This is a genomic window from Neobacillus sp. (assembly GCF_031988165.1).
GTDB classification, from domain to species: domain Bacteria; phylum Bacillota; class Bacilli; order Bacillales; family Cytobacillaceae; genus Neobacillus; species Neobacillus rhizosphaerae.
Genome location: NZ_DALZYO010000016.1, coordinates 1 through 26,588, shown reverse-complemented (window position 1 = coordinate 26,588; position 26,588 = coordinate 1). Strand labels below are relative to the sequence as shown.

The 26,588-nt window shown below is 37.5% G+C and carries 30 protein-coding genes and 1 pseudogene; 19 read left to right on the top strand and 12 right to left on the bottom strand.

Annotated elements, in window-relative coordinates:
• Window positions 1-196 precede the first annotated feature (196 nt).
• The 8 genes from RTR43_RS11390 (at window position 197) to RTR43_RS11355 (ending at window position 6,446) form a co-directional block, all read left to right on the top strand.
• Window positions 197-985, top strand: coding sequence for a GNAT family N-acetyltransferase (locus tag RTR43_RS11390; RefSeq protein WP_312471990.1), 789 nt, complete (start codon window positions 197-199; stop codon window positions 983-985).
• A gap of 484 nt (window positions 986-1,469) precedes the next feature.
• Window positions 1,470-1,976, top strand: a complete 507-nt coding sequence (locus RTR43_RS11385; RefSeq protein ID WP_312471989.1) for a hypothetical protein — start codon at window positions 1,470-1,472, stop codon at window positions 1,974-1,976.
• The gene (locus tag RTR43_RS11380; RefSeq protein WP_483870155.1) at window positions 1,977-2,267 is read left to right on the top strand and encodes a DUF6637 family protein; all 291 of its coding nucleotides are present in this window, start codon (window positions 1,977-1,979) and stop codon (window positions 2,265-2,267) included.
• Between the two features lie 253 nt (window positions 2,268-2,520).
• Window positions 2,521-2,898, top strand: coding sequence for a DUF952 domain-containing protein (locus RTR43_RS11375; RefSeq protein WP_312471985.1), 378 nt, complete (start codon window positions 2,521-2,523; stop codon window positions 2,896-2,898).
• Between the two features lie 100 nt (window positions 2,899-2,998).
• Window positions 2,999-3,304, top strand: coding sequence for a hypothetical protein (locus RTR43_RS11370; protein WP_312471983.1), 306 nt, complete (start codon window positions 2,999-3,001; stop codon window positions 3,302-3,304).
• A gap of 289 nt (window positions 3,305-3,593) precedes the next feature.
• Window positions 3,594-4,277 carry a response regulator transcription factor gene (locus RTR43_RS11365; RefSeq protein ID WP_396954569.1) on the top strand — a complete coding sequence of 228 codons (684 nt, stop codon included), beginning with the start codon at window positions 3,594-3,596 and terminating at the stop codon, window positions 4,275-4,277.
• Window positions 4,270-5,373, top strand: a complete 1,104-nt coding sequence (locus RTR43_RS11360; RefSeq protein WP_312471980.1) for a sensor histidine kinase — start codon at window positions 4,270-4,272, stop codon at window positions 5,371-5,373. The genes RTR43_RS11365 and RTR43_RS11360 overlap by 8 nt, the downstream gene beginning before the upstream one ends.
• A 161-nt stretch (window positions 5,374-5,534) precedes the next feature.
• Complete coding sequence (locus RTR43_RS11355; protein ID WP_312471979.1) at window positions 5,535-6,446, top strand: D-alanyl-D-alanine carboxypeptidase family protein; 912 nt, start codon at window positions 5,535-5,537, stop codon at window positions 6,444-6,446.
• Between the two features lie 353 nt (window positions 6,447-6,799).
• On the opposite strand, the gene RTR43_RS11350 is transcribed toward RTR43_RS11355, so the two are convergent.
• Window positions 6,800-7,774 (bottom strand): cell wall-binding repeat-containing protein, encoded by a 975-nt coding sequence (locus RTR43_RS11350; protein ID WP_312471977.1) that lies wholly within the window; start codon window positions 7,772-7,774, stop codon window positions 6,800-6,802.
• Between the two features lie 989 nt (window positions 7,775-8,763).
• Between RTR43_RS11350 and RTR43_RS11345 the strand changes: the two genes are divergently transcribed.
• The 7 genes from RTR43_RS11345 (at window position 8,764) to RTR43_RS11315 (ending at window position 14,059) form a co-directional block, all read left to right on the top strand.
• A complete protein-coding gene (locus RTR43_RS11345) occupies window positions 8,764-9,144 on the top strand; it encodes a hypothetical protein (RefSeq protein WP_312471975.1) in 381 nt (126 codons plus the stop codon).
• A 695-nt stretch (window positions 9,145-9,839) separates the two neighbouring features.
• On the top strand, window positions 9,840-10,592 hold the full coding sequence (locus RTR43_RS11340) for a nucleoside phosphorylase (RefSeq protein WP_312471974.1): 753 nt from the start codon (window positions 9,840-9,842) through the stop codon (window positions 10,590-10,592).
• A 15-nt stretch (window positions 10,593-10,607) separates the two neighbouring features.
• Complete coding sequence (locus RTR43_RS11335; protein ID WP_312471972.1) at window positions 10,608-11,210, top strand: ECF transporter S component; 603 nt, start codon at window positions 10,608-10,610, stop codon at window positions 11,208-11,210.
• 33 nt (window positions 11,211-11,243) lie between these two features.
• On the top strand, window positions 11,244-12,011 hold the full coding sequence (locus tag RTR43_RS11330) for an energy-coupling factor transporter transmembrane component T family protein (protein WP_312471971.1): 768 nt from the start codon (window positions 11,244-11,246) through the stop codon (window positions 12,009-12,011).
• On the top strand, window positions 12,008-12,859 hold the full coding sequence (locus RTR43_RS11325; RefSeq protein WP_312471968.1) for an energy-coupling factor ABC transporter ATP-binding protein: 852 nt from the start codon (window positions 12,008-12,010) through the stop codon (window positions 12,857-12,859). Before RTR43_RS11330 ends, RTR43_RS11325 begins: the two co-directional genes overlap by 4 nt.
• Entirely contained in the window at window positions 12,856-13,647 is a 792-nt protein-coding gene (locus tag RTR43_RS11320; protein ID WP_312471966.1) for an energy-coupling factor ABC transporter ATP-binding protein, read from the top strand. The genes RTR43_RS11325 and RTR43_RS11320 overlap by 4 nt, the downstream gene beginning before the upstream one ends.
• 190 nt (window positions 13,648-13,837) lie before the next feature.
• Entirely contained in the window at window positions 13,838-14,059 is a 222-nt protein-coding gene (locus RTR43_RS11315) for a hypothetical protein (protein WP_312471964.1), read from the top strand.
• Window positions 14,060-14,182: 123 nt separating this feature from the next.
• Here RTR43_RS11315 and RTR43_RS11310 read toward each other — a convergent pair whose 3' ends face one another.
• The 5 genes from RTR43_RS11310 to RTR43_RS11290 form a co-directional block, all read right to left on the bottom strand.
• Window positions 14,183-15,256: an ABC transporter substrate-binding protein gene (locus tag RTR43_RS11310; protein WP_312471962.1), complete on the bottom strand. Its 1,074-nt coding sequence runs from the start codon at window positions 15,254-15,256 to the stop codon at window positions 14,183-14,185.
• Window positions 15,253-16,059: an ABC transporter permease gene (locus tag RTR43_RS11305; protein ID WP_312471959.1), complete on the bottom strand. Its 807-nt coding sequence runs from the start codon at window positions 16,057-16,059 to the stop codon at window positions 15,253-15,255. Before RTR43_RS11305 ends, RTR43_RS11310 begins: the two co-directional genes overlap by 4 nt.
• A 1-nt stretch (window position 16,060) precedes the next feature.
• Window positions 16,061-16,864, bottom strand: coding sequence for an ABC transporter permease (locus RTR43_RS11300; protein WP_312471956.1), 804 nt, complete (start codon window positions 16,862-16,864; stop codon window positions 16,061-16,063).
• Complete coding sequence (locus RTR43_RS11295; RefSeq protein WP_312471955.1) at window positions 16,854-17,963, bottom strand: ABC transporter ATP-binding protein; 1,110 nt, start codon at window positions 17,961-17,963, stop codon at window positions 16,854-16,856. Before RTR43_RS11295 ends, RTR43_RS11300 begins: the two co-directional genes overlap by 11 nt.
• 172 nt (window positions 17,964-18,135) lie before the next feature.
• Window positions 18,136-18,648, bottom strand: coding sequence for a DoxX family membrane protein (locus RTR43_RS11290; RefSeq protein ID WP_312471953.1), 513 nt, complete (start codon window positions 18,646-18,648; stop codon window positions 18,136-18,138).
• Between the two features lie 263 nt (window positions 18,649-18,911).
• Here RTR43_RS11290 and RTR43_RS11285 point away from each other — a divergent pair, with 263 nt between their 5' ends.
• From RTR43_RS11285 to RTR43_RS11275, 3 genes are all read left to right on the top strand, one after another.
• The gene (locus tag RTR43_RS11285) at window positions 18,912-19,619 is read left to right on the top strand and encodes an MBL fold metallo-hydrolase (RefSeq protein ID WP_312471952.1); all 708 of its coding nucleotides are present in this window, start codon (window positions 18,912-18,914) and stop codon (window positions 19,617-19,619) included.
• Between the two features lie 15 nt (window positions 19,620-19,634).
• Complete coding sequence (locus tag RTR43_RS11280) at window positions 19,635-20,249, top strand: TetR/AcrR family transcriptional regulator (RefSeq protein ID WP_312471951.1); 615 nt, start codon at window positions 19,635-19,637, stop codon at window positions 20,247-20,249.
• Between the two features lie 638 nt (window positions 20,250-20,887).
• The gene (locus tag RTR43_RS11275) at window positions 20,888-21,496 is read left to right on the top strand and encodes an exonuclease domain-containing protein (RefSeq protein ID WP_248737161.1); all 609 of its coding nucleotides are present in this window, start codon (window positions 20,888-20,890) and stop codon (window positions 21,494-21,496) included.
• 170 nt (window positions 21,497-21,666) lie between these two features.
• Here RTR43_RS11275 and RTR43_RS11270 read toward each other — a convergent pair whose 3' ends face one another.
• A complete protein-coding gene (locus tag RTR43_RS11270; RefSeq protein ID WP_312471948.1) occupies window positions 21,667-22,755 on the bottom strand; it encodes a citrate synthase/methylcitrate synthase in 1,089 nt (362 codons plus the stop codon).
• A 107-nt stretch (window positions 22,756-22,862) separates the two neighbouring features.
• Here RTR43_RS11270 and RTR43_RS11265 point away from each other — a divergent pair, with 107 nt between their 5' ends.
• Window positions 22,863-23,741: a LysR family transcriptional regulator gene (locus RTR43_RS11265; protein WP_312471947.1), complete on the top strand. Its 879-nt coding sequence runs from the start codon at window positions 22,863-22,865 to the stop codon at window positions 23,739-23,741.
• A gap of 111 nt (window positions 23,742-23,852) precedes the next feature.
• On the opposite strand, the gene RTR43_RS11260 is transcribed toward RTR43_RS11265, so the two are convergent.
• From RTR43_RS11260 to RTR43_RS25650, 5 genes and pseudogenes are all read right to left on the bottom strand, one after another.
• Window positions 23,853-24,287: a VOC family protein gene (locus tag RTR43_RS11260; protein ID WP_312471946.1), complete on the bottom strand. Its 435-nt coding sequence runs from the start codon at window positions 24,285-24,287 to the stop codon at window positions 23,853-23,855.
• Between the two features lie 194 nt (window positions 24,288-24,481).
• Complete coding sequence (locus RTR43_RS11255) at window positions 24,482-25,006, bottom strand: DinB family protein (protein ID WP_312471944.1); 525 nt, start codon at window positions 25,004-25,006, stop codon at window positions 24,482-24,484.
• 29 nt (window positions 25,007-25,035) lie between these two features.
• Entirely contained in the window at window positions 25,036-25,776 is a 741-nt protein-coding gene (locus RTR43_RS11250; protein ID WP_312471943.1) for a CPBP family intramembrane glutamic endopeptidase, read from the bottom strand.
• Between the two features lie 18 nt (window positions 25,777-25,794).
• Window positions 25,795-26,286, bottom strand: a complete 492-nt coding sequence (locus RTR43_RS11245; RefSeq protein ID WP_312471941.1) for a hypothetical protein — start codon at window positions 26,284-26,286, stop codon at window positions 25,795-25,797.
• A 60-nt stretch (window positions 26,287-26,346) separates the two neighbouring features.
• Window positions 26,347-26,427 (bottom strand): annotated as a pseudogene (locus RTR43_RS25650) (MerR family transcriptional regulator); the annotation flags it as partial.
• Window positions 26,428-26,588: the final 161 nt, after the last annotated feature.

Genomic DNA, 26,588 nt, shown 5'->3' with positions numbered 1-26,588 from the left:
CCTTTAAGTGAAATGTGTGAATCACTGATAAAATGTAGGGTCGTTTTGAAACAGACTTTAAGCATTGCAGCCGGTTAAATGTTTTTCAAACTGTTCCCATCTTACATCAGGACAATATTGTGTCTGCCATTTAATCATTAAGGATCCACGTAAGAACATAAAGAATATTTGATTTAGTTTAATGGAGGAGAACATATTGAACATACTACAAAAGGTTTTGGAGCTGGATATTGCATACCTTGACACCTTTGCAAAGCGAATAAATACATCATGGGGTTTTATTTTTTATAATGAAAACCTGCCGAAGTATTATGATGCTAATCATGCTCATATTCATGAAGTCCCGCAAAATCCAAGGGCCGTTATAGAAGAAGTGATTCATTTCTATAAGGAAAGAAACATTACACCGCGCTTTTATATATTCGATATTGAAAAAAAATCACAATTGATTGATGAATTAACTTCTTACAAATTTCATTTTGAAGAATTAGTTAGTCCGATACAAATCTGGAACAAGGAAATCAATGAACACAAGAGAAGTGATCGAATTATTATTGAAAAAGTGACGGAAGATAATTTTAATGAAGCATTAGAAATTGAATGCAGTATTAAGGAGTTTGGTGGAAGGGAAGTAAGGGGAAAGGCTTTTACAGAAGAGTTTAAACACCCTGCATTTACCCATTATCTTCTTCGTTATGATGGTGAAGCATGTGCGACAGCATGTTTATTTGAGCATGGGGATCAAGTTCGAATGGAGAGCGTAGCGACAAAGGAAGAATTCAGAGGGAAAGGTTTGATTGGCGAACTTATCTATTTCCTGCAAGCAAAAGTAAAGAAAAAGAGAATAGAAGATTTATGGGTTTTTCCGATAAATGAGAAGATTGAAAAGGTTTACTCAAAATATGGGTTCCAAACAGCAAAGAAGTTTGTTACTGGTCATGCCTTTTTAGGAGGTAAAAGCATTAAAGAAATCCAGGAAGGCTAGGAATCTAAAATATTTCTAATAAGGTCAGTCCTCTTCTAAGATTAGTGGTTAGGGACTGAACCCGTATTAATAATGGAAATTTAATAATATCGTTTTCAGATTGAATTTTGTTCAAATCTTCCCAGGAAAATAAATTTTTTTTTTAGAGGTTAATAATTCTGTTATAATCGAAATGCAGATGGAAAATTTATACTTTAACGAAACAATACACATTTTTATGAAAAGGAAAATAATTGAATTAAGAGAGGCACTATGATGAAAAAGTCTTAGGAGTGGTGAACTTAAGCATTTTGTTAAGAACATCTAGTTCAAGGTTTTTCTAGGGAGACTTCTTAGAGAGTAAAAGGGAGTTCAGGAATAATAATAGTTTCTAATATACTTATAGCTTCCAAGGAGGATAGTAATGAAAGCAGCACGAATTTTAATTTTCATAGTAATTTCCTTTTTATTACTTTGGTTCATTTATTTTTTGAAAACGGGGGATTTGTTTTTTAAAGAAGGTTATTTTACAAAGGAACGAGCGTATCAGGCCTGGCTGAGTGATAGCAAAGAAGATGGACTGACCAAGGAATTTCTAGCGAATGCTAAAAAAATTGAACCAGATGATAAACAGTTACTTATTTTAGCGGGTGAAAACAATGTTTATCAGCTTCGTTTTCAAAAAGAACTTTTTCTTTGGATGAGTCCAAGCGTTTATCAGATTGATAATCAAACAATAAAAAAGATGAATGAAAAAAATAGCGAATATTATTTAAGCTACAATTGTGTTGCAACAGTGATTACGAAAAATCCTGATATTGTTAAAGGTAGAATAGGGAAAACTGATACCGAAATGCTACCGTTAGCACCCTATTTTCAGGAAGCTAAAGAAATGAAATTATGGTTTCTAAATATACAACCTGATGCATATGATTGCCAAGGACCTTCAGGGCAAACCTTCACTTTTTATGATCAAAGCGGCAAGGTTATCAAAAAGATAGAAGATAATTAAGTGGGAAGAAAAATCAATGATAAATTTAATCGACAACCTTTTAGGAGTGTAAATATGTTCAGATTTATTATTGTTTTTATTGCTTTGATTGTAATCGGTATTGGATTATATTCACTTATTAATCCCGAAAATGATAATCTTTTACTTCCAATTATGCAATTCTCCCAAGCTTTATTATTGGTCGCGGTAGGGCTATATCAACTTAAGTTAAAGCATAAGGACATTGCTATAATATCGTTTTGTGCAGGGGGATTTGTCTTTGCTGTGTTCATTTTAAAGCAAATATTTTAACTAATACCATTGCTCAAAAATCTGTAAAGTGGACATTAGTTTAAACAATTTTTAAGATAAGGGCTGTCAAAATAATCAGGCTGCCCTTTTTCTATTTTAATAGAAATAACTTCGGAATAAATTAAAAGCATGACAAATGTAAAAGCGGTATACGCAGAAATAATAACTAGAGAAGGTTAAGGTTAGAATAAAGGTATTTTAACAGCGAGAAAGAATTATTTTTTTAGACAGTTATCCAAGGAGGGTTAGGAAGATGATTCTACACATTATTAGTCTTTCCGATTGGGAAAAGGCGTTAGTAGATGGACAATATTGCCCCGTGAGTTTGGAGAAAGATAGCTTTATCCACTGTTCTACCTTAGAACAAGTTATTGGAGTTGCTAATTTTTTGTATAAAGGAAAAAAAGAACTTTACCTTTTATGTATTGAAGAACAAAAGGTAAATTCAAAGATTGTATTTGAGGACTTATATAATTCTGATAAGTTATTTCCGCATATTTATGGCCCTTTAAATTTAGATGCTGTTTTTAAAGTTGTTGAATTTCCGCCAAACAGTGACGGATGCTTTGACTTGCCTTGTTCAATTATCGAGGAATATAGAGGAATTGTTGATTTTTCGAAAGGGCGTTAAAATGAAGTTCCTCTATTGGTTTTTAAAAATTACTTTTCTGTTAGTGGTTTTGTATGTCGGAGACACATACTTAAAAAACCTTGGCTGGTGGTCCTTGATCATGAGTATCATAGCATTCATATTGGGTACCAGGCTGATTGATAAGAAGTTTGACCATTACAATAAACAATATTTTTTGAACAGGCTGCCCATTTTAGCAGATCTAGAGGTTGGACAAATCATTACGCTCGAATTATTTGATGGAAAGGAATTAGTAAATAGAGTCTATACTGGGTCTCGAAGTACGGAGATATTAATTGGCGCTGAGCCTGTTTTGGCTAATGGATCCGAGAAATTGTTACAGGGAATGAACAAGACTCGCTGGGTAAAACTAAAAAAGGTAAAAGCAATAAGGATAGTAACCTAAATGCTTGGGAATGAATTTCCTTACAATAAAAAAATATGAGGTTGTGAGTTTATATTGGCTGCGATACTTCCAAAAAGAAGGTCGCTTTTTTCTTGGCAAATAGGAAAGCTTCCCTATCAAACATAAGGGCAACTACGCCTCATATACTATGACACCACCAACTATTATAAAAATGGTTAAGCCGATATTTATCTACCACATTCCTTGTTAATGTGGTTTTATTTGGTATGATGAACAAGAATACTCATACGACATAACGGTTGGTTGAATAAGGAAAGGGATTATGGCAATGAGACATATATTAATCGTAGATGATGATAAAGAAATTGTTCAATTGATTGCTATTTATTTGCAAAATGAAGGTTATAAAATTTCTAGAGCTTTTAATGGCGAAGAGGCCTTAACTCTTTTTGAAAAAGAAAAGATCGATTTGATTGTACTAGATGTCATGATGCCGAAAATTGATGGCATGGAAGTATGCCGGATTTTACGGGAGAAAAATCATGTTCCCATTTTGATGATTAGTGCCAAAACAGAGGATATCGATAAAATAACTGGATTAATGAGCGGGGCAGATGATTACTTATCAAAACCATTCAATCCCTTAGAGTTAGTGGCTCGTGTAAAAACTTTGATACGAAGGACTTATCTCTACCAAGAGGAACGGTTAGAAGACGAGATTATTAAGGTTGGACGTCTTGAGGTAAATAAAACCTTTCATACAGCAAAAGTTAGCAGGCATTCCATTCCGCTAACTTCAAAAGAGTTTGCGATTCTTTATATTATGGTATCGAATCTTGGCAGAGTTTTTAGCAGTGAAGAAATCTTTGAACTTGTATGGAAGGAAACCTACTATTCTTCAAACAATACGGTAATGGTACATATCAGCAATTTACGTGAAAAGCTGGAAAAGGAATTAGGCTATAAATTGATAAAAACCATCTGGGGAGTGGGGTACAAAATTGATGGATAAAAAATCAACCTCCATTTATACCAGATTACTTTCATATCTACTATATAGTCTGCTCGGTGCCGGAATTTCAACTGTCATACTAGCATATATCATTCGATTTATATATATATATATCCCTTTACCGGTAGAAGTAAATTATTTATACGCCAATATGAGGGATGCTTATGGATTTTGGTACTTATTTTTCATAGGAACGATTATTTTGACGGTCATCTATTATGCCTTAGCAATCAAAAATATGGTATCGTACTTTAAGATAATAAGCCGTTCGGTAGATGAAATTTCAGAAGGACGTCTTGATATAGAGATTCCGATTTGGAAACATGGGGGATTAAGTCCGTTAGCACAAAACATAAATCAAATGAAGGAACAGTTAGAGTTGTTAATTGAAGATGAAAAGAAGGCGACCCAATCGAAAAACGAGCTGGTGACGAATGTGTCGCACGATTTAAGGACGCCATTAACATCCATCATCGGCTATCTACGCTTAATTGAGGAAGATCAATACAGAGATGAAGTGGAGCTCCGGTATTTTGTTGATATTGCCTATGAAAAATCCATACGGCTGAATAGCATGGTGAACGACTTGTTTGAGTTTACCAAAATCAATAATCGTGACCTTGCCTTAAAACGGGTACCCCTTAATCTAATTGAGCTGCTTAAACAGCTAGCGGCGCAATTTCATCCTGAATTAATAAAGGCGAATATGGAAATAGAATTAAAAACCTCTGCCGATGAACTGATGATTGAGGCAGATCCTGATAAAATCATGAGAGTTTTTGAAAACCTTATTTCAAATGCGATTAAATATGGAAGGAAGGGAAAAAAAATCGACCTCGTTGTCGAGGAGAAAGATCCGTTCGTACTCGTAAAGGTTGTCAATTATGGGGAAGCCATTCCCACCAATGCAATCCCCCATATTTTTGATAGGCTGTACCGTGTGGAACAGTCAAGGTCGGATGAGACAGGTGGTACCGGTCTGGGCCTTGCGATTGCAAAAGGAATCGTGGAGTTGCACCAAGGGGAAATCATTGTGTCAAGTAACGATGCGGAAACGATTTTTCAAGTTCAATTGCCGTTACCAACTGATCGTTGAAGTTGAATTTGAACAACCAAAGACAACTTTCCTGCGATTTTTTTCTATTTGTAAAAGCGTTCATTAGGAATACTTTAGGTTTTCTTTATGTTTATTTTCATTTCTCTTTAGAAATAATGGCTATATTTGGACTAAACCATTTTTCTAGGAGTGCTGATTTTATGAAAATAAAAAATGTAGTGATTGGATTGATTGTTTTAATTTTATTGGGTTCTGTTAGCCAAATCACAGGGATTAAAGACATTCATGAAGATTTTAGAAAAAATATAATAGATTCCATTAGTTCGAATTTTTCTATTAAAGCTGAAGCGGCTTTATTATTAGATTTGGAATCAGGGAAGGTTATTTATGCAAAAAATGATCATAAAAGGCTCTTTCCTGCGAGTACAACGAAAATCTTAACCGCATTATTAGCTGTTGAATATGGTAATTTAAATGATCGAATTACGGTTGGTAAAGAAGTTCAATTCAAAACTGATGGTGAAAGTACAGCCTGGCTTAAAGAAGGGCAAGTTCTCACTTTAAGAGAATTGCTGGCCGGTTTAATGCTACCTTCCGGTAATGACGCTGCTAGAACGATAGCCATCTATATAGCAAAAAAACAAATGGGTAACCCTCAAGCTTCAGAGGAAAAAGCGTTAGACTATTTCGTTTCAATGATGAACAAAAAGGCTAAAGAGGTTGGAGCAATAGACTCTCACTTCATGAATCCTCATGGATTGCATCATCCCAATCATTATTCTACTGCCTATGATCTAGGGAAGATTGCAAACGAAGCAATGAAAAACTCAAATTTCAAAGAGATTGTGAGCAATAAGGTGTATTCAGATGAGGGAATCACTTATCAAAATAGCAATCAGCTGTTGAATTCAAGTAGCGCGTTTTATTATGAGGGGGCAAATGGAATAAAGACCGGTTTTACTGATGAGGCAGGATATTGTCTAGTCTCTTCAGCCGAACGCAATGGAAAAAAGTTAATTGCAGTAGTATTAAAGTCTAGCAAAAATAGGGTTTGGGATGATTCCATCACATTATTAACGAATGGATTTACTTCAGAATATGTGAAAAAATAATGATGTATCATGATGCGATAACTAATGACAAAGGTTTCGCATTTTTTTATGGAAAATATTAAAGAAGAAACTCCCTTTTTGTTAGTTGAATTATTAGAGGCAGTTAATGTAGGGATACACAAGGAGGACAAAACTATGTAAATTAATAAAAGACTCCGTTTGTTCCACGCTGTGATGTATTCAGGATGAAATAAAAAGTTTTTTGTTTTTCCTTAGATAAAAAGAGCTTTGAAAAAATTAAGCAGCCTGAGTCATTTTCTTATTGAACTCAGGCTGTTTATTCATTTATTTATTACTGTCTGATTAACGGAGGTGATCGATAGCCTTTCTAATTGAAGAGTCTACTTTTCTAGCTAATCAATCAAATTGCCAAACCATACTACATCTCGTTCTGTATCATGTGCGTGTTGATATAAATGGAGTCGGTGATCTGTGCTGAAATAGGCTATGGCCACACCACGAACTTTATTATTGTCATCCCAAGAAAGGAGAACTTTAATGGAAATCTTTCCGGTTCCCAAATCAATAGGAGATAAATTTGTAAAACCATTTTGGATTGTATCGAAGCTATCGTTATTATTCGTTGAAAATGAATATTCCCAATATGAGCCGGTTGAATCCACTGAATAAAGGCTTCCTGAAGTCTGCTTTTCTACTTCCTCTTTCGTTAGCCCAGGTGACAACAATGTCTTTAGTTGTTCAACTTTATTTTTAATGATTTCATTGCCAGGATATTTCATATTATTATCTTCATAAAAATACCCGTTAGCGATGACATGATGAGCCCATCTCCCATCTGGTAAGAGATAATAGGATTTTGTTCCATCTTTAATCCAGTCGGTAGCCATTTCACCTGTTTGTTTGAAATAGTACCAGCCGAATGAATAATTATAGTTTAGATTGCGCCATCCGGATGCCATTTCACCTGATGATTCCATATAGTACCATTTGTTTTTATCCTTCAGCCAGCCTGTCGCCATCGCTCCGCTTCCATCTAGGTAATACCATTTAGAGTTTACTAGTTTCCAGCCAGTGGCCATCGCTCCTGTTGTGTTTAGATAGTACCATTTATTTTGATATTTTAACCATCCCGTTTGCATAACACCCTTTTGATCAAAGAAATACCATTTAGAATTGATTAATGCCCATCCCTTCCTATACTCTCCGTTATTGTTATGGAAATACCACTTGCCACCTTTTAGTTCCCACTGACTTTTAATTTTCACAGAACTATTGGTTGTAATGGCAGTTTTAGCAAATGATGTAGCTGGTGAAGCTAGTAATAATATACTGGTTGCTAATGTAATGGACTTAACGACTTTTTTCATTTTTACTCCTCATTTCCTTTTATTTAGTAATCTATATAAATAGTGGAAAAAGTTACATGGATATGTATCCCCTTCCTTTCCAAACGGAATGTGTTTTGGATAATTCTTCTATTAATGTTACAATTATATAACAAATAATACAACATTATTGTAATATTTGTAACAAAATTGGTGCTATATTCCCATTTTGCTTGAAGTATTCTTTGGGAATATGAAATTATGGGACTAGAGTTTAAGAATTTCATATTTGACGAAAGATTTGATGTTTACTTTTTCCAAATTTAAAAGAAATAAATGTCCTTAGTCATTCAAAATTTTGAAATACAATATTATACTATTATTTAGAAAAATTAATATAATTTACAAAAAGGTGAGGGAATGAAATTCTTTAAACAGGTTCCTGGATTCATTAAGTGTTTCTTTTCTAATTGGTCTATTTGCAATCGGAGGCTTTACTTCAAGAAGGAGTAAAGCCTCTTTCTCACTTAAAGTAGTGTAAATTGGTATGTGGAGAGAAAGGGGGTGTTTCAATACAGGATGATGGAAGCAAAAAAAATAGATTGGTGTCAGGCACCAATCAAATTATGGGAAGTTTTAAGAAATGAGCTCTTCGAACCATTTCCTAATTAAGTTACCTTAATAATAAAATATACTTATGAAGAACTTATAAGGAACTTGTGTGAAAGTTGTGAAGATGGATTTTAGGCAAAAAAAATAGATTGGTGTCAGGCACCAATCAAAATATGGGAAGTTTTAAGAAATGAGCTCTTCGAACCATTCCCTAATTAACTTACCTTTATATTAAAATATACTTATGTAGAACTTATAGGGAACTTATGTAGAAGTTGTGGAGATTCCCTCATGATGGCCTGCGGCCGTAAATAATACAGTACTTTTATTCTATTTTGTTCTAGTTTTTAGAAAAACAGGAGTTAGTGGTAAACTATTTTTATACAAAATTTGGAATATATCTTGAAAGGAACATTTCAGTGAAATATTTACAAACGGATTTTTCTTCAGACTTAAATGAGTTAATTAATACTACTGAACATTCTTTTTATGAGCATAGTAAATTATTATTAAGTGAATATGCGGATCTCTGTGTAAAGAGAGACCGAAAGCTTACTATAGAAGTAGAAAAGTACGGAAAAGATCCTTTTATGCCTGGATATGTTTCTATTATTTCAGTGATAATAAAGCGAGAAAAGGATAAAATAAAAATAGTCGGTCCGATTTGGAAATGCCAAAGGACTTTTTTTGGAATCCAACTTTCGAAAAATTTACCGGGAAGTAAAGTTTCCGGGGAATTAATCACGTTGCAGGATACTGGGAACGTGTTCAAAGAATTTATTGAAGACAATCTAAAATAGGAATTATCTTGTAGATAAAGGCGTCAGTCTCATAAAAAGTTAAATGGTTAAGAGCTTGGAATCCAAGTTCTTTTTCTTATGTTAAATTTAAGGAAATACAAAACGGTTAAACAAGAAAAATTAATTCTCCAAGTAATATAGTAAGGGTTGAATAGCCTGCTTTTAACTATTTTTCTCAACAGTTAATTGTTTTTCATTGGAATATTTAATAAACTTTAATCACAGATGGGAATGGAAAGGAAGTAATCTTAGAGGGGAGCTATTTATATAGTACAGAAGAGAAAGGGATGACTGAAATTGGAGTTCACATTAAAGACATAAAGCAGCTGACTAATCCGATTTCACTAGAGTTGACCTTCTTTCCGTCTTGGATCAAAGGCAATGTAAAAATAAAGATTAAATAAGTGAAAAGGTGCCGACATCATTTTGGGTGTTAGGCACTTTTTTCTTTAAATAGATGACCAAGACTCTTTATTTTGGTAAAATTATCATAAATAATTGAAAATTCTTTCTTTAAACAATGGAGGAAAATATTAAACAATAGTATGTTTCCCTACATCACCTCGACCCTACTAGATTGTGACACCATTTACCCACACTTTAATCAGAATCATCACGATAATGAATAGAAGAAAAAACAAAACATAAATATAGAAAACTGAATATTAAGGGGATTGAAAAAGGAGTCGACGTAAATGAAAAATATCTTACAACCGCATATCAGAATTGGAAATGGGTATGAGGTGAAATACGCGTTACTACCAGGAGATCCAGGACGTGTCGATGAAGTGGCTAAATTTTTAGACCATACTGAAGAACTTGCCTACAACCGGGAATACAAAACAATCATCGGCTCATATAAAGGTGTCAAAATTTTCGTTTCCTCGACGGGAATTGGCGGGGTTTCCGCAGGAATTGCTATCGAAGAGTTAAAAAATATTGGCGTAAAAGTAATGATTCGTATCGGAAGCTGTGGTGCCCTGCAGCCACATTTGCGTTTGGGTGATCTGGTAATTGCTTCTGGTGCCGTGAGAAATGATGGTGCCTCCTATGCCTATATTAACAAGGCTTATCCAGCTATTCCAGACCCCGAATTGCTCTTTCATGTTATGAATGCAGCCAAAAAGAATCAATCAACAAATCATACAGGTATTGTCAGATGTCATGACAGTTTTTATACTGATAAAGAACAAGAAATTGACAAGTTTTGGTCAGAAAAAGGAATTCTAGCTTCTGATATGGAAACAGCCGCACTATTTGTGATTGGTGGATTACGCGGTATTAAGACCGCTTCCATATTAAATGTCGTGGTCGAAAAAGAGGGGGATTTGGAAGGGGGAATCAATGATTACATTGATGAGAAAAACAATAGTAGACGTGGGGAAGAACAAGAGATTCTCACAGCACTCGAAGCGATTGTTTCCTATGAATCTATTTATAAAAATTAGAAGGGGGTTTTTTCAATGAAAAAACAAAGCATGTGGTCGTTACGTTTATCTACAGCCGCATTGGTTCTAATTCCTGTTGCGGTAGGTGTCAACTATATTGGTAAATTAATTGCAGCCTTCCTAAAACTGCCGCTTTGGCTAGATTCCATCGGCACAGTCCTAGCAGCGATGTTGGGAGGCCCCATTGTCGGCGCTTTAGCCGGTGCGATTAATAACATTATTTATGGCTTTACCGATCCTATTTCTTTTATTTATGCGATTACAAGTGTCGCAATTGGTTTGGCAGTTGGGATTCTATTTTTCAAAGGCTATATTTCTAGCTGGCTGAAAGCGGTGGTTGCCGGTTTAATTATTGGGCTTGTCGCGACGGTTGTTTCCACTCCGCTTAATATAAGTCTCTGGGCTGGACAAACAGGGAATGTTTGGGGTGACGCATTTTATGCTTTTGTTTTAGCAAAAACCGATTCTATTTGGCTGGCCTCGTTACTTGATGAACTGGTGGTCGACGTGCCAGATAAATTATTAGTTGTGCTAATCAGTTTTGGTATTTTCAAAGGATTACCACGAAATGTTGTGCAATTATATAACAATAATGAAAAAATAGAGACTTTAGATTAGCCTCTTTTTGAAAATGAAAGCCGGTGAAGCTTTTTGAAATCGATTAGCTTGTATGTGGAAAGGGATTCTTTCATTCATGATGTCGATCCCATCACTAAACTCTTATATATACTCTTTGCTCTTATAATTCCGATTATTCTGCCATCATTCACAACCTCTTTCATATGTGTGGGAATTAGCATTGTGTTATTGATAGCGGCGAAAGTTATTCGAAAAACCATTCCTGTGTTTAGTTTTGTTTTTCTCGTGCTGATCACAGTCGTTATCATCCAAGGCTTGTTTAAACCGGAAAATGAGACCGCTCTCTTTCAAATTGGTCCAGTTGTCATGTATAAAGAAGGGCTGCTATATGCCTTGACGATTACGCTCCGGGTGACGAATATTGTCAGTTCCTTCATGATTTTGGTCCTGACAACGAAACCATCGGACCTTGTCGAGACGCTTGTTCGTAAAGGAATGTCGCCAAGAATTGGATATGTTATTGTTTCGGTTTTTCAAATTATTCCTGAAATGATTGCGAGCATGGGCACGATTATGGATGCGCAGAGGGCTAGGGGAATGGAGACGGAGGGAAATTTGTTCGTCCGAACCAAGGCTTTCCTACCGTTATTAGGCCCGGTCATATTAGGGTCGCTCATTAACACCAAGGAACGGGCAATGGCATTGGAAGTGAGAGGGTTTAATTCCAGTGCCCCGAAAACATACTTATATGAGGAAAAAACCTATAATCATAGCAGAGTGATTCAGTCCCTAATGCTGCTGCTAATAGTTTGCGCTGTAACGTGGAGGATTTTTGTATGAACAAAATAATTGTTCAAGGTCTCAAATATAAATATCCATTATCCGACACGCTAGCACTTGATGATATTTCGTTCCAAGTTAACAAAGGAGAATTTATTGGCATTATTGGTAAAAATTCATCAGGTAAATCGACGCTATGCCAAGCACTCGTTGGTCTCGTTCCTCATTTTTATAAGGGAGCATATGGCGGAAAAGTCTTGGTTGACGGGCTGGAAGTGAAAAATCATTCGCTCGCTGACATCTCTTTAAAGGTAGGGATGGTGTTCCAAAATCCGTTCACCCAGGTGACAGGTTCAAAAATGACGGTTTATGAGGAAATTGCCTTTGGGCTCGAGAATATCGGCGTACCTCGAAAAGAAATGATAGATCGGATTGACGACGTGTTAACGCTGCTTAAAATTGAGCACGTAAAGGACCATAATCCCTTTGCCTTATCGGGTGGACAAATGCAGCGCATGGCAATTGCGAGCATCATAGCGATGAAGCCGGACATCCTGGTGCTGGATGAACCAACTTCCCAGCTCGACCCGACGGGATCTGAGGAGGTATTCAACGCGATTCAAAGTCTAAGCAAACAGGGGATTACTGTTTTGCTGGCAGAGCATAAAATGGAGAAGGTTGCTCAGTATTGCGATCGAGTCTTACTACTCAATGACGGGAAAGTTGTGGATGTTGCTCCTCCTGAAATAATCTTTTCAAGAGATGATTTGGAAGCTTACGGTGTCTTGGCCCCCGTTTATACGAGAGTGTGTAAGGCTTTGGGTGTTAAAAAGGACGGCAGCGATTGTTATCCTGTTACCTTGGAGGCAGCGGAAAGGGTATTAAGGAGGGGGGTTCCACTTGTATGATAAAAGTATCTAATCTTTCCTTTTCTTATAACAAGGGTGGAGCCCCCGTACTTGCGGGAATAAATTTGGAGTTTGATCAGCGTTCAACCGCCATTATCGGTCAAAATGGCGCTGGAAAAACGACGTTCGTCAAGCTGTTGAAGGGTCTGCTGAAACCGGATAATGGGGATATTTTGATTCATAACGTTGATGTGAAAATGAAAACCACAGCCGCCGAGATGGCTGGAACGATTGGGCTTGTTTTTCAAAATCCAAATGACCAGATTTTTAAACGGACGGTTTTGGAGGAAGTGATGTTCGGCCCGCTGAATATTAAAATGGGTAAGCTTATCGCAGAAAGACAAGCTATTCAGGCCTTAAAGATGGTTGAACTAGACGATAAACTAGAGATGAATCCCCATGATTTAAGTTTATCAGAGAAGAAACTGCTGTGTATTGCCTCCGTTGTTGCGATGGATACCGACATCATTATTCTTGATGAGCCGACGATTGCACAGGACATTCATGGGAAGGAAAAGATTCGGGAAATCATCCAAGCGTTAAAGAATAAACATAAACTCGTCATGACAATTATTCACGATATGGATTTTGTTGCAGAGAACTTTGAGCGAACGATTGTATTTAATGGAGGAAAGGTCCTTCTCGATGGAGATACAAGATACGTATTTTCACAGAAGGATATTTTAAGAGAAGCCAAAGTGGAAGCTCCCGGAATTACACAATTGGCAGAGAAACTGGGATTTAAGGAAACGGTTTTAACCGTCGAGGAATTTATTCAGATGAGATGAAGGGAGCTAGACACCAATATTGTTGGAGCTCGACTCCTTTTTCATTTTATGCTGTCAGAGTTGTGTTTAAGGGAATTTGTCATATAATAGGATTATAGATGTTCATGAAATTGTCAAAATTAATCCTTGATACAATTTATATAGTGGAATGTTAGCTAGTGGAATAGATCGTCTTGGGGAGGGAAATGAAATGTTTAAAGCAGCAGTTGCAGGTGTACTTGGGTTTATTCTGATTTTTATCGAATCGATGATTGTGATGAAGCTAAAAGGATATGCAACCATTGAATTTGGCGGATTAGCTCCCTTTATTAATGTTTGGGCGATGAACTTCTTCTTTGTCTTTGCCATCCTGACCCAATTAACAAATTGGTATGTCAATAGAGAAAGTTTAGAAGAAGATAACAGTTATTAAATGAAAAGCGTCACACTCTCGCTAACTGCGAAGAATGTGACGCTTTTTTGATGATAACTACATTTCCTTTTATTGGATAATGTTGTCAGGCACCTTTTTCCTTTTATTGTAAAATGCGAATTGCTATTTTCGATGCATTTTAAATTGCAAGAATAACTCGTTGTAGTAGGCTAGGTTCTTTTTGCCGAGATTTTTATATACTTCTAGTTTTTCGGTCAGCTCTGGTGATGGATAGAACCGCTCATCGTTGACCACTTCTTTTGGCATGTATTTAAGGGCACCTTTGTTAGGCGTAGAATAGCCGACATAATCGGTATTTTTGGCAGCAACTTTAGGATCAAGCATGAAGTTAATGAATTTATGCGCTGCCTCGATATTTTTGGCTGTTTTAGGAATGACCATATTATCGAACCATAGGTTGGAGCCTTCCTTTGGCACCACATAGTCCAAATCTTCATTCTGAGACATGATTTCTGATGCATCTCCTGACCAGACAAGCCCAACGGAAGCCTCACGATTCGCAAGCAGCATCTTGATTTCATCACCGACAATCGCTTTGATATTTGGTGTGAGCGTGTCTAGCTTTTCCTTTGCTTCGATTAGATGTTGTTTGTTTGTATCATTTAGCGAATAGCCCAGGCTGTTCAATCCCATTCCAATCACTTCGCGGGCACCGTCTGTTAACAAGATTTTATTTTTTAAATCAGAAGCCCAAAGGTCATTCCAACTGGTAATTTTCTTGCCATGCAGCATTTTTGGATTGTAAACGATGCCGACAGTTCCCCAGAAATAAGGGATGGAATATTTATTCTGTGGATCAAACGGCAGATCCATAAACCGGTTATCAATATATTTTAAGTTGGGCAGCTTCGAATGATCCAACGGAATGAGCAAATGCTCGTGACGCATTTTATCAATCATATATTCAGAAGGAATGGCGATATCATAATTCGTGCCGCCCTGCTCGATTTTGGTCATCATCGACTCATTAGAATCGAATGTTTCATAGATGACCTTAATCCCTGTTTCTTTTTCAAAACGTTTGATTATATCAGGATCAATATAGTCGCCCCAGTTAAAAACTGTTAACGTGTTGCTGCCGGTATAACCCTGCGAGCTGTTCAAACTCGAAATCGCATAAAGCAGCACGGCCGAGACGACTGCAATGACAAGAAAAAAACGGACAAGTTTATTCATCGTTTGCGAACCCCCATACCGCTAGGCTTGTTACGCTGGGTAATAAAGTAATAAATCACTACAAGCAGCAGCGTAAATAGGAACAACAGGGCGGACAGGGCATTAATATTTAAGGAAATCCCCCGTCGTGCTAAGGAATAAATCTCAACCGAGAGCGTGGAAAAACCATTCCCGGTTACAAAAAAGGTTACGGCAAAATCATCTAAGGAGTATGTTAGTGCCATAAAGAAACCGGCAAAGATTCCGGGTGTAATAAACGGGATAATCACCTTTGTTATTACGTTCCAACTGCTTGCCCCTAAATCCCGGGCAGCATCAATCAGGGTCGGGCTCATCTCCATTAATTTTGGCAGTACCATCAGGACGACAATCGGAATGCTAAAAGCAATATGGGACAAAAGTACGGAATAGAATCCAAGTTTGATCCCTGCCATCGTGAACAAAATCAAGAATGAAGCCCCAATAATAACATCTGGGCTGACAATAAGAACATTGTTTAAGGATAACAAGGTATTTTTTGTTTGTCTTTTTTTAGCATTGTGTATAGCTAAAGCTCCAAGCACACCAATAATCGTGGAAAAGAGCGCGGATATAAAAGCAACCACCACTGTATTTAAGACGATTATCAACAGCCTTGTATCTTGAAAAAGCTCTCGATACCATTCTAATGAGAAGCCTTTAAAATTATACATCGTATCTCCACTGTTGAAGGAGAAGATAACCAGAAAGAATATCGGTGCATATAGGATGAAAAAGATGACCGCTAAAAAGAATTTTGATAAAGGGGTTATTTTTTTATCCATCTTACACACCTCGCTTTCGAGTACCAGTTACGACCATAATCAGAACCATAATAATTATTAAAAAGACAGCAATCGTGGAACCCATGCCCCAATCCTGCGTCACAAGAAAGTGTTGCTCTATTGACGTACCAAGAGTGATGACACGGTTCCCAGCAATCAGTCTTGTCAGCATGAACAAGGAAAGGGCCGGGATGAACACGACCTGGCAGCCGGATTTCACACCGTCGATAGTCAACGGAAAAATGATCCGGCGAAATGTCGTCCATTTGGAGGCCCCTAAATCACTGGCTGCATCCAAAAGGGTTGGATTCAATTCATCTAAAGCATTAAAAATCGGCAAGATCATGAAGGGAATAAAAATATATACCGATACAAACACGAAGCTGAAATCAGTAAATAAGATTTGCCGTGACCCGATACCAATCATTTTTAAGAAGCTGTTAGCCGCTCCATATGTACCAAAAATACCAATGAAGGCATAAGCTTTTAACAGTAAATTAATCCACGATGGGACAATAATTAACAACAGCCATAGTTGTTTATGTCTGGTTTTCGTTAACAAATAAGCTGTTGGATAAGAGATCAACAGTGAGATTGCTGTAATTAAAAATGCATACCAAAACGAACTGATCGTCATTTTTAAATAAACGGGCGTGAAAAACTTTTGATAATTGATGAACGAAAAATTTCCCTCAATATCAAAAAAAGAATAGTAAAGTACAAGTAAAATAGGCACGATTACAAAAAGAAGAATCCAAAGTAGATAAGGAATTCGATAGAGGCTGCGGGTTAATTTATTTTCCATGGCGGTCCACATCCGCATATGTTTCTAAACGGCGATCGAATTCTTCCTCTGTTTCGCCAAGGCGCATAACATGAATCGCTTCCGGATCAAAATAAAGCCCGATTTCATCCCCTACGGTTGCCTTCTTCGTGGAATGGACAAGCCACTCATTTTCATCCTTATCGTAGCAGCAGATTTCATAATGGACACCTCGGAACAGTTGGGAATCAACACGTACCTGCAATTTGCCACGTTCTAAAGTTGTAATTTCCAAATCCTCGGGACGGATAATAATTTCCACTGGTTCGTTCTCGTTAAAGCCCTTGTCGACACATTCAAACTCCCTGCCGACAAATTCTACTCGATAATCCTTCATCATTCTGCCATTAACTATATTGGATTCACCAATGAAATCGGCGACAAAGCGGTTAATCGGCTCATCATAAATATCGGTTGGTGTACCACTTTGCTGGATTTTTCCTTTATTGATGACAAAAATCTCATCTGACATCGCCAAGGCTTCCTCTTGGTCGTGTGTCACAAAGATAAAGGTAATCCCAAGGCGACGCTGCAACTCACGGAGTTCATACTGCATTTCGGTACGCAGCTTTAAATCTAGGGCAGAGAGCGGCTCATCGAGAAGGATTACTTCCGGCTCATTAACAATCGCTCGGGCGATAGCCACACGCTGGCGCTGACCGCCAGACATTTCCCTGATTTCTCTGTTTTCATAGCCTGTAAGGTTAACAAAGCTGAGAGCTTCCTTCACTTTTCGTTCTATTTCAGCGTTCTTCAATTTCTTGATTCGTAATCCGAACGCCACGTTCTCAAAAACATTTAAATGAGGAAAGAGTGCATAATCTTGAAAAACCGTATTTACCTGCCGTTTATTGGCGGGAATATCATTGATTTTTTTTTCGTTAAAATATATCTCTCCCTTGGAAGGTTCGATAAATCCAGCGATTAACCTTAGTATCGTTGTCTTACCGCATCCAGAGGGGCCAAGGAGTGTATAGAATTTTCCGCGTTCAATCTCAAAGCTTACATCGTCAAGAACAGGCGGATCGTTATCATATTGCTTGGTTACATTATTAAATTGAATAATAGCAGCATTTGTCATGGCAGCCACCCCCGTATAAAAAAGTATTTTTCTCTTTGTTGATTCGGGAACAATTATACAGGATGTGTCTAAAAATTCAATAATTGTTTATTTATTTACAATAAAAATCAGGTTTTGTAAAAAAAAGCCTCACTTCTCGGAATAAAGAGAAGGAGGCGCTTTTTTGAGTTGCTTAGACGTTTTGTTTTATTATTTTATTTCTTGTGAAAGCAGTTTTGCGAATGAATGGAATCACCCAGCGGTCGAGACCAATGCGACCTGCGTTATAGCCTGCGAAAAGAATAATGGCTCCGATAAATAGGTCTGTTGGAATGTGAGATACTGTTCCAGCTAAGAAGAATGCATAGTTCATAACAAGTCCGAAGAACATTGCTGCTGTTGTTAAGCAGCCAAGAATTAGTCCTAATCCGATTAAAAATTCTCCAACAGGAACGATTGTGTTGAAAATGTCAACGTTTGGTAATGCAAAACCTTTTAGGAATTCAACATACCAGCCGTATACTACACCACCATCTGGACCCTTTACTGGATTAGCAATTACTGCCTTTAAATATCCAGAAGCATCAAAACCACCACTTGTAAGCTTACCCCATCCTGCAGTTAACCAAGAATAACCAAGATATAAGCGAAGAACTGTTAAAATTCCAGCAGCAACTTTATTTTCTCTTAACCAATTGACAACCATGTGAAACACTCCTTTTAGTAAATAAGATTTATATATTAAGTACATTGTTAATATAACAAATTTATTTTGAATTGAGGATAATTTGTTCAATAGTTCACATATCTGTAAAAATGTTTTGAACAATTTGTTACATGCCAGCAGTGAAAACCTTTGAATTCGGGTTTTAATAAAAAACAGTAAAAGATGGAAGAAAAATGTTGATTTAACTAATATCATTAGTTATATTAAAACTAATGATATTAGTTAAAGGGGAGATGAGAATAATGAGAATAATTAAAAAGGGGTTCTTGTATCAAGTGACATTTATGGCGAGTGTTTTTCCGGTCAATTGCTATTTGGTCGAGGAAGAGGATGGAGTAACCTTGATTGATGCAGCACTTGGCTTTTGTACGAAAGGGATATTGAAGGCTGCTGAAACTATTGGGATGCCGATTACAAAAATTATTTTAACCCATGCTCATGAGGATCATGTCGGTGCGTTAGATTCGTTAAAGGAATGGTTACCAGAGGTACCGGTTTATATTTCAGTTCGAGATCACAGATTAATGAATAATGACCGTTCCCTTGATCTACATGAAGAACAAACACCTATTAAAGGTGGAGTGCCAAAGAATTTAAAAACTAGAGCGAATGTATTATTGAAGGAAGGCGACTTGATTGGTTCTTTAACCGCAATCGAGACTCCAGGGCATACGCCAGGCTCCCTGTCGTTTTTAGATTTGCGTTCAAAGTCATTGATTGCAGGTGATGCCTTCCAAACTAGAGGGGGCATCGCGGTGGCAGGGGATATTAAGCCCTTGTTCCCATTTCCATCATTCGGAACGTGGAGTAAGAAAACAGCGTTGGGGAGTGCAAAAAAATTATTGGGTTACGAACCAAAGCTTCTTGCGGTTGGCCACGGAGAAATGATGGAGAATCCTGTTAATGCGATGGAGCAGGCGATTAAAAATTTAGAACGGAAAATAGGATAAGGAGTAGTTATTATTATGTCACCAAGACCAAAAATTGGACTCGATTTAACGACGATACTTGAATCAGCAGGGGAAATTGCTAACAAACAGGGAATGCAGGAGGTTACACTGGCAAACCTTGCAAAGAAATTAGGCATCCGCCCTCCCTCACTTTATAACCATTTTGATGGATTGCCTGGATTAAGGAAAAAGTTAGCGATATACGGGATTGAAAAGATTTATGAAGTTATGGCTAATGCAGCAATAGGGGTGTCAGGCACCGAAGCCGTACTTGCAATTAGTCAGGCGTATGTCAATTTCGCCCGTATGAATCCCGGGGTTTATGAAGCTGCCTTGATGGCACCAGACCCAGAAGATGAGGAGTTCCAGCTTGCCGGAGCAAAAGTTGTTGACCTTTCCATCAGGGTGTTACAGGCCTATCATTTGGAAGGGGACCATGCTCTACATGCCGTAAGGGGATTACGTAGTATTTTACATGGATTTTCTTCCTTAGAGCAAAATGGAGGATTCAAGCTTTCATTGGATTTGGATGAGAGCTTGATGATTATTATTAAGGCATTTCTTGCAGGGATTGGTGAACAACAAAATTTCAATGAGGGAGCCCTCTTGACGACCGAAACCGGAGTTTAAAAAGAGAAACGGTAGTTAATAAAGGTTATTGGCGACCACAACCGTGAAAAAAAGAGAAAGGGTGGTAACCAATAAGGTGTATTGGCGACCGCAAACATGAAAAAAGAGAAAGGGTGGTAGCCAATAAGGTGTATTGGCTACCACAACCGTGAAAAAAAGAGAAAGGGTGGTAACCAATAAGGTGTATTGGTGACCGCAACCGTGAAAAAAGAGACGGAACGGTAGCCAATAAGGTGTATTGGTGACCGCAACCGTGAAAAAAGAGACGGAACGGTAGCCAATAAGGTGTATTGGCGACCGCAAACATGAAAAAAGAGACGGAACGGTAACCAATAAGGTGTATTGGTGACCGCAAACATGAAAAAAGAGACGGGGCGGTAGCCAATAAGGTGTATTGGTGACCGCAAACATGAAAAAAGAGACGGACCGGTATCCAATAAGGTGTATTGGTGACCGAAACCGTGAAAAGAGAGACAGAGTGGTCTCCAATAAGAGTTATTGGAGACAGAAACAGTGAAAGAAGACTGAAAATGGTCTTCTTTTTTGACATACACATATGAGAGGGACATTTTGGAGATGTAATAGTTAGGCAAGCTTTGTTATAATAGGGAAAACTTAAGAATTAAGGGATGATTACTGTGCGGAAATCTGAAAAATTTGGTTTGTTATTGGATGTCGAGACTACAGGGTTAGGCCCCACCACAGATGAAGTAATAGAACTAGCCTTGAAACTCTTTTCCTATCGAACAGATACCGGCGAAATCACTGATATTATTGAGGAAGATTCCTTTTTAAGAGAGCCGCTTTCAAATTCAGCAAGGAGGAATTATGACCGAGCCTTTCAAATACACGGAATCCCCTATGAGCTAGTAAAAGGGAAAAGCTTTTATGATGGAAAAATAAATACGTATTTTCACCGTGCTGATTCTGTTTTTGCTCATAATGCTTCGTTTGACCGCAGCTTTCTTTATCACATGTATCCGGAAGTCAACGATTTGAAGTGGTATTGCACGATGAGAAATATCCCTTGGAAAAACTATGGCTTCCCAAATGGCAAACTCCTAACCCTATTGCAAGCACATAATATCACAAATTATCAAACACATAGAGCAATGGATGACATTACATACCTAATGGAACTTCTCAAGAAAACCAATCCAAATGGCATTCCCTATCTTCAAGAGGTCCTTGAAAAAGGGCCGATGAGAAAATATCAGCCTGCCAGCTCACGAACAAGAATGGGTTAAAAATAAACATTAGAGTTGTTTCAAATCATCTAATCTAGAATAAAGAAAAAAGACAGTTTCTCAACGTGTTTACTCACATTAAGAGACTGTCTTTTTGGAGTGGACAAAATCGTGTTTTGTCCACGGGTGGTGCCTGACACCATAAACCCTATTTACACTATAAACACCATTTATTTGAATGATCCATTATATTTTGCTTGTGGTCTATAGATGGTATTGTTTTCGGCCTGTTCTAGGACATGTGTTGTCCATCCGACGATTCTGCTTGCGGTAAAGGTTGGGGTGAATAGTTCTGCATCCATGTTGATGGCTTTCATGATGGCAGCGGCATAAAACTCTACGTTTGTATAAAGTGCTCGGCCAGGTTTCAGTTCTTCTAATACCTTCACAGCCGTGCCTTCTACATCCATGGCTAGGTCAAGCCATTCATCCTCACCAACCAACTCCATTAGCTTTGCCTTCAAAGAAATGGCTCTAGGGTCGTGAGTTTTATAGACTCTGTGCCCAAAACCCATTAATTTTTCTCCGTTTGTTACCTTATCTCTTAAAACTTTTTCTGCATCTCCGACCAAAGCAATCTCATTAAGAAGCTCGATGACGCCTGAGGGAGCGCCGCCATGAAGTGGACCTTTCATTGTACCGATTGCAGAGGTGATAGCGGAAACTATATCTGACTCAGTAGATGCTGTAACCCTTGCTGAAAAGGTAGAGGCGTTCATTCCATGTTCAAGGGTTAGAATTATATACGTTTCGAGTGCTTCAACATGGGCAGCGTTAGGCATCCTTCCACTTAGCATATACAAGTAATTTTCAACATGGTCTAAATCATTCCAGTGTGGAACGAACCTTTTCCCTGCTAACTGTCTTTTTCGATAGGCAATAATCGTAGGAACCAAGGCGGTTAACCGGATTGCCTGTGAGACACTAGGCTTCCAACCATAATTGGAATTACCGCTTTCTGCAGAAATGGCCGTTCTAATAACACTCATTAAATCCATGCCCGGCGGAAGTTGGTCGATTATTACCTTTACATATTCGGGCAGATCACGATTACATTTTAACTCGTCTTTCAGCGCACTTAACTGTTCAGCATCCGGGAAGTTACCATACCAAAGAAGATAGGCAGCTTCTTCAAAAGAAAATCTTTTCGTAATCTCCTTAATTTCATACCCCCGATAAAATAACTTTCCATTATCCCCATCTATATGACTGATTAATGTTTCCGCTGCAACAATTCCTTTCAAACCTTTTTGGATCATTAATATTACTCCTTTCCTTATTTACTGTTATTTTATAAAATAAATACAATTAAGAAAATTGAATATTATTAAAGTGATTGATTAATATTTTTAATAAGGAGGAAAACATGGAATTTCAGTGGTTAAACACATTTATTACTGCTGCAGATTGCGAAAATTTTAGAAGAACTGCTGAACTTTTATATATTTCACAGCCTTCAGTAACGGTCCATATAAAACAGCTAGAAAAAGAGCTGGGTACCCCATTGTTTAATCGAGAAGGAAAAAAAATAAAATTGACAGAAGAGGGGAAAAGATATTTAGTTCATGCAAAGAGATTGCTAGAGGTTTATCAACGTGGTCTAGAGGATTTATCCTCCTTTAGTCAAGGATACACGAGGAAATTGTCCCTAGGCATTTCACCTCTAATCGCAGATACCATCTTACCCTACGTATTGAAAAGCTATACAAATCAGTATCCGGAAGTAGAAATTTCAATCAAAATTATTGAATCAGTTGATATTGAACAGGCGGTTTTAAGGGAAGAAGTAGATTTGGGGCTGTCGTGCTTAAACAGTAGTTATCCAAGTTTGATTTGTGAGCTTTTATATAATGATAGAGTCATTTTGGTAGCTCCGCATGATGGGAGAGATGCTGAATCAGCACCCCCATTAGACGAAGAAGAAGTATTAACAACTAATTATCTATTAACCCACAACCATCCTGGTTATTGGGATCTTCTTTGTAGGCTGGTAAAAAGTAAATATCCAAGTGTGAGAATGATGAAGGTATCGCAAGTCCATATTACGAAAAGGTTTATTGTTGAGGGGTTGGGAGTATCCTTCTTACCAACGTCAACGGTAAGAAGAGAATTATTAGAAGGCAGATTGTTAGAGGTAAATTGTGAGTCTATCAATTTACCTGAAGCTAATACATATGCCATTATGAAGTACGACCATACCAAACAAAAAGAATTTCTAAAATTTATCTCCAACTATCGCTTGTAATGAAGTTTTTTTCTGTAACTAATTAAGGAAAAACGAAGAACGGCACTGCTGCAAACCATAAGAACAGAGCCGTTCTATCATATTTCTTTATATTAACAATATGCGTCCCAATTATAAATTCATTTGTTGCCCTTCTGTGAAAATTTGGAAGGTAATCCCGAACTTGTCTGTTACACTACCATAAGCGGGGCTAAAGAAGGTTTCTTGCAGCGGGATGTCCACTTTACCGCCTTCCTTTAAGGCATCAAAAAATTTATGAGCCTTTTCAGCGTCGTCCGTTGAAATACATATGGTAACTTGATTTCCGCTTTGATGAGGTTGACCAGGAAACGTATCAGAAAACATAAGCTCTGTTTCGCCAACTTTTAATGTCGCATGGCTTACTAGGTCCTTTGCTTCCGATGGAAGAGGAAATTCAGGATTTTCCGGCATTTCCCCGAAAGATTGAGAAAAAAGAACCTGTGCATCCAATGCCTTTCCGTAAAATTGAATCGCTTCTTTTGCATTTCCATTCATCACTAAATAGGGAATTAATCGTAATGTCATGAATAATCATCTCCTTGATTTATTAGGTATTTTTCCTGTTATGGTTAACCTTCAGAAAACCAGACTTTCAATCGTCATTTTCAATGGAAAGGCCTAGATCCTATTATTACCCATAATATGATTATAAAACCAAGAACGTATGTTTGCAATATAAAGTTTGCTACTTTACACTATTTTTACAATGAAAACACGGTTTATTTCAACGCAGAAAGGTATCTTTCATTTAAAATATTAAGATGATGGATGGCATGTCCTGCGATAATGTAGGCGATGGCACGGGGGGTGACCTCCGTATTATTGGCGAAACCTACTTTTGCCCAAGCCTTTTCCGACATATTCTGAATTAACGTAATGGTGGCATTTCGTACAGATGCAAAGTCATCGAGGATGTTTTTGATCGAAAGGTTATTCAACCCGGCCTCTGCAATATAATCGTTCTCGTTAAATCCAGCCAAAGGGGTCTGGTCACCACGGCCAATTCTCAGCAGGCGGTAACTCATGATTCTTTCAGTATCTGCCATATGGCCAAGCACTTCTTTGATGCTCCATTTACCAGGGGCATAACGGAAATTACCGTCACCTACCGATATTCCTTCAAATAGTGCAACTGTCTCTGCTAGATTTTCATTCAAAACCGATAATAGGTCACCTTCAGGAACCAGATTAACATAGGGCACATAGTATTCGGGGTACTCACTTGTTTGTGGACGTTGAAACATTTCATTCTCTCCCTTCTAATCTTGCAGCATTATTCACCCTTCACGTTAAAGATATTAGGGGATTCCGCCACTTTATTCATTTTTTCAAAGAAATACCATACAAGGTGGAACAATATATGGCATAGGATGGCGGCCGCTAACCCCTCACTCCAATATAACCAGCCACAGAATAATCCTACCATAATATTCATACTATTCGAATAGATTACGAGTGTTTTTGTGATTTTTATTTTCATTTGGTAAATTGCCGGTAAGTGAACAAGAGCGAAAAGGATAGCAGCTACGAGATTTCCAATCCACATAGAAATTAGTTGGTTATCAATAACAAGGTTTCCAATCCAAACGAAAAAGCTCATTAATCCAAAGCGGAATATCACTTCCTCCACTATCCCGCCATAAATTAGACGAGTAAAGATTCCAAGTTGTTTCCGTGAATGTTCCACTTTTGCAATTGTATCCTTATCTACCTTTTTAATAAAATAACGATAGTAATAAGCAACATGAACGATGGCGCAAACCAAACCAAGCAAAAGACTTGTTTCGTTAATCCCAGCGAAAGAAGGCTTTGTAAAACCAGCTTCCCTATAGAAAAAGACGCCTAAAACCGCCAATGGAACAGCCATGATGAAATGGTTCAACATCCGTACCCAAAATGGTGGGATTTTTTCGTCTGGCAGAAAATCATTGATTAGTTTCTTCTCGTTACACACCATTAGGATAATTCCTGGAAGAATTATAGCAACCATAATCAAGATTTCTACAATTCTCATATAAAAACCTCCTTTAAGTTATTCCTCAATTTCGATTCCTTCTTTTTGTAAAAAGAACTTCATCGCCTTGGCAAGCCATTCTTCCTCTTCTTTTGAAAAAGGTAGCGGAATAGTCAATTTTTCTTCTGGCAGATCTGTTTTTGTCATTTGTAAAATCAATGAGGTATCTTCACCCACGATCACTGAAAACATAGTAAACATATCTTTAATCAATGCTTGAGCCTCTTTGCCCTCATGGTGACTTCCACAAACATTCTTCAAATCTGTTAACAGTGTGGCCCATTTTTTTTCGAGTTCGAGCTGTTCTTCTTGTGGGAAATCAAAAATAGCGTCCACTTTTTCCTCAGGGAAAAGGTTTTTTAACCATTCCTTGTGATCAGCTTCTAACAAAATACCGTTAATGATGGAAATGAAAATAGAGGAATCAACTGGATTATTTTCTTCCACAATATTAAGGGCGCTGTCCAGGGCTTTTATCATATGATCAATATGAGCCCGTTTTTCCAGCATGGCCTTCTTTTGAAATAGTAACGAATCTTTGAGGTTCCAATTCTCTGTTTCAATTAAATCCTTAATTTGTTCGAGAGAAAAACCGAGAAATTTCAAGGTTACTATTTTTTGTAAGGTGATAAAATGTTCATCTCTGTAAAAGCGTCGTCCTGACCTTTAGTGTAGAGAAATCTTCCATTCCAACTTCTAAAGGAATTAATGTAGGGGATTCTATAACGGAGGTGAAAAAGGCTTATGGAGAGAACTATTATCAAAAAGCAGCGTAAAACCCCTAGCTTTAGATATGGGGATATAAGCTGTAT

What these genes read in the sequence shown, in the direction of transcription:
- RTR43_RS11375 (WP_312471985.1), top strand. Translation starts at nt 2,521, where the DNA reads ATGATTCTACACATTATTAGTCTTTCCGATTGGGAAAAGGCGTTAGTA.
- RTR43_RS11370 (WP_312471983.1), top strand. Translation starts at nt 2,999, where the DNA reads ATGAGTATCATAGCATTCATATTGGGTACCAGGCTGATTGATAAGAAG.
- RTR43_RS11365 (WP_396954569.1), top strand. Translation starts at nt 3,594, where the DNA reads ATGAGACATATATTAATCGTAGATGATGATAAAGAAATTGTTCAATTG.
- RTR43_RS11360 (WP_312471980.1), top strand. Translation starts at nt 4,270, where the DNA reads ATGGATAAAAAATCAACCTCCATTTATACCAGATTACTTTCATATCTA.
- RTR43_RS11355 (WP_312471979.1), top strand. Translation starts at nt 5,535, where the DNA reads ATGAAAATAAAAAATGTAGTGATTGGATTGATTGTTTTAATTTTATTG.
- RTR43_RS11350 (WP_312471977.1), bottom strand. Translation starts at nt 7,774, where the DNA reads ATGAAAAAAGTCGTTAAGTCCATTACATTAGCAACCAGTATATTATTA.
- RTR43_RS11340 (WP_312471974.1), top strand. Translation starts at nt 9,840, where the DNA reads ATGAAAAATATCTTACAACCGCATATCAGAATTGGAAATGGGTATGAG.
- RTR43_RS11335 (WP_312471972.1), top strand. Translation starts at nt 10,608, where the DNA reads ATGAAAAAACAAAGCATGTGGTCGTTACGTTTATCTACAGCCGCATTG.
- RTR43_RS11325 (WP_312471968.1), top strand. Translation starts at nt 12,008, where the DNA reads ATGAACAAAATAATTGTTCAAGGTCTCAAATATAAATATCCATTATCC.
- RTR43_RS11320 (WP_312471966.1), top strand. Translation starts at nt 12,856, where the DNA reads ATGATAAAAGTATCTAATCTTTCCTTTTCTTATAACAAGGGTGGAGCC.
- RTR43_RS11315 (WP_312471964.1), top strand. Translation starts at nt 13,838, where the DNA reads ATGTTTAAAGCAGCAGTTGCAGGTGTACTTGGGTTTATTCTGATTTTT.
- RTR43_RS11310 (WP_312471962.1), bottom strand. Translation starts at nt 15,256, where the DNA reads ATGAATAAACTTGTCCGTTTTTTTCTTGTCATTGCAGTCGTCTCGGCC.
- RTR43_RS11305 (WP_312471959.1), bottom strand. Translation starts at nt 16,059, where the DNA reads ATGGATAAAAAAATAACCCCTTTATCAAAATTCTTTTTAGCGGTCATC.
- RTR43_RS11300 (WP_312471956.1), bottom strand. Translation starts at nt 16,864, where the DNA reads ATGGAAAATAAATTAACCCGCAGCCTCTATCGAATTCCTTATCTACTT.
- RTR43_RS11295 (WP_312471955.1), bottom strand. Translation starts at nt 17,963, where the DNA reads ATGACAAATGCTGCTATTATTCAATTTAATAATGTAACCAAGCAATAT.
- RTR43_RS11290 (WP_312471953.1), bottom strand. Translation starts at nt 18,648, where the DNA reads ATGGTTGTCAATTGGTTAAGAGAAAATAAAGTTGCTGCTGGAATTTTA.
- RTR43_RS11285 (WP_312471952.1), top strand. Translation starts at nt 18,912, where the DNA reads ATGAGAATAATTAAAAAGGGGTTCTTGTATCAAGTGACATTTATGGCG.
- RTR43_RS11280 (WP_312471951.1), top strand. Translation starts at nt 19,635, where the DNA reads ATGTCACCAAGACCAAAAATTGGACTCGATTTAACGACGATACTTGAA.
- RTR43_RS11270 (WP_312471948.1), bottom strand. Translation starts at nt 22,755, where the DNA reads ATGATCCAAAAAGGTTTGAAAGGAATTGTTGCAGCGGAAACATTAATC.
- RTR43_RS11265 (WP_312471947.1), top strand. Translation starts at nt 22,863, where the DNA reads ATGGAATTTCAGTGGTTAAACACATTTATTACTGCTGCAGATTGCGAA.
- RTR43_RS11260 (WP_312471946.1), bottom strand. Translation starts at nt 24,287, where the DNA reads ATGACATTACGATTAATTCCCTATTTAGTGATGAATGGAAATGCAAAA.
- RTR43_RS11255 (WP_312471944.1), bottom strand. Translation starts at nt 25,006, where the DNA reads ATGTTTCAACGTCCACAAACAAGTGAGTACCCCGAATACTATGTGCCC.
- RTR43_RS11250 (WP_312471943.1), bottom strand. Translation starts at nt 25,776, where the DNA reads ATGAGAATTGTAGAAATCTTGATTATGGTTGCTATAATTCTTCCAGGA.
- RTR43_RS11245 (WP_312471941.1), bottom strand. Translation starts at nt 26,286, where the DNA reads ATGCTGGAAAAACGGGCTCATATTGATCATATGATAAAAGCCCTGGAC.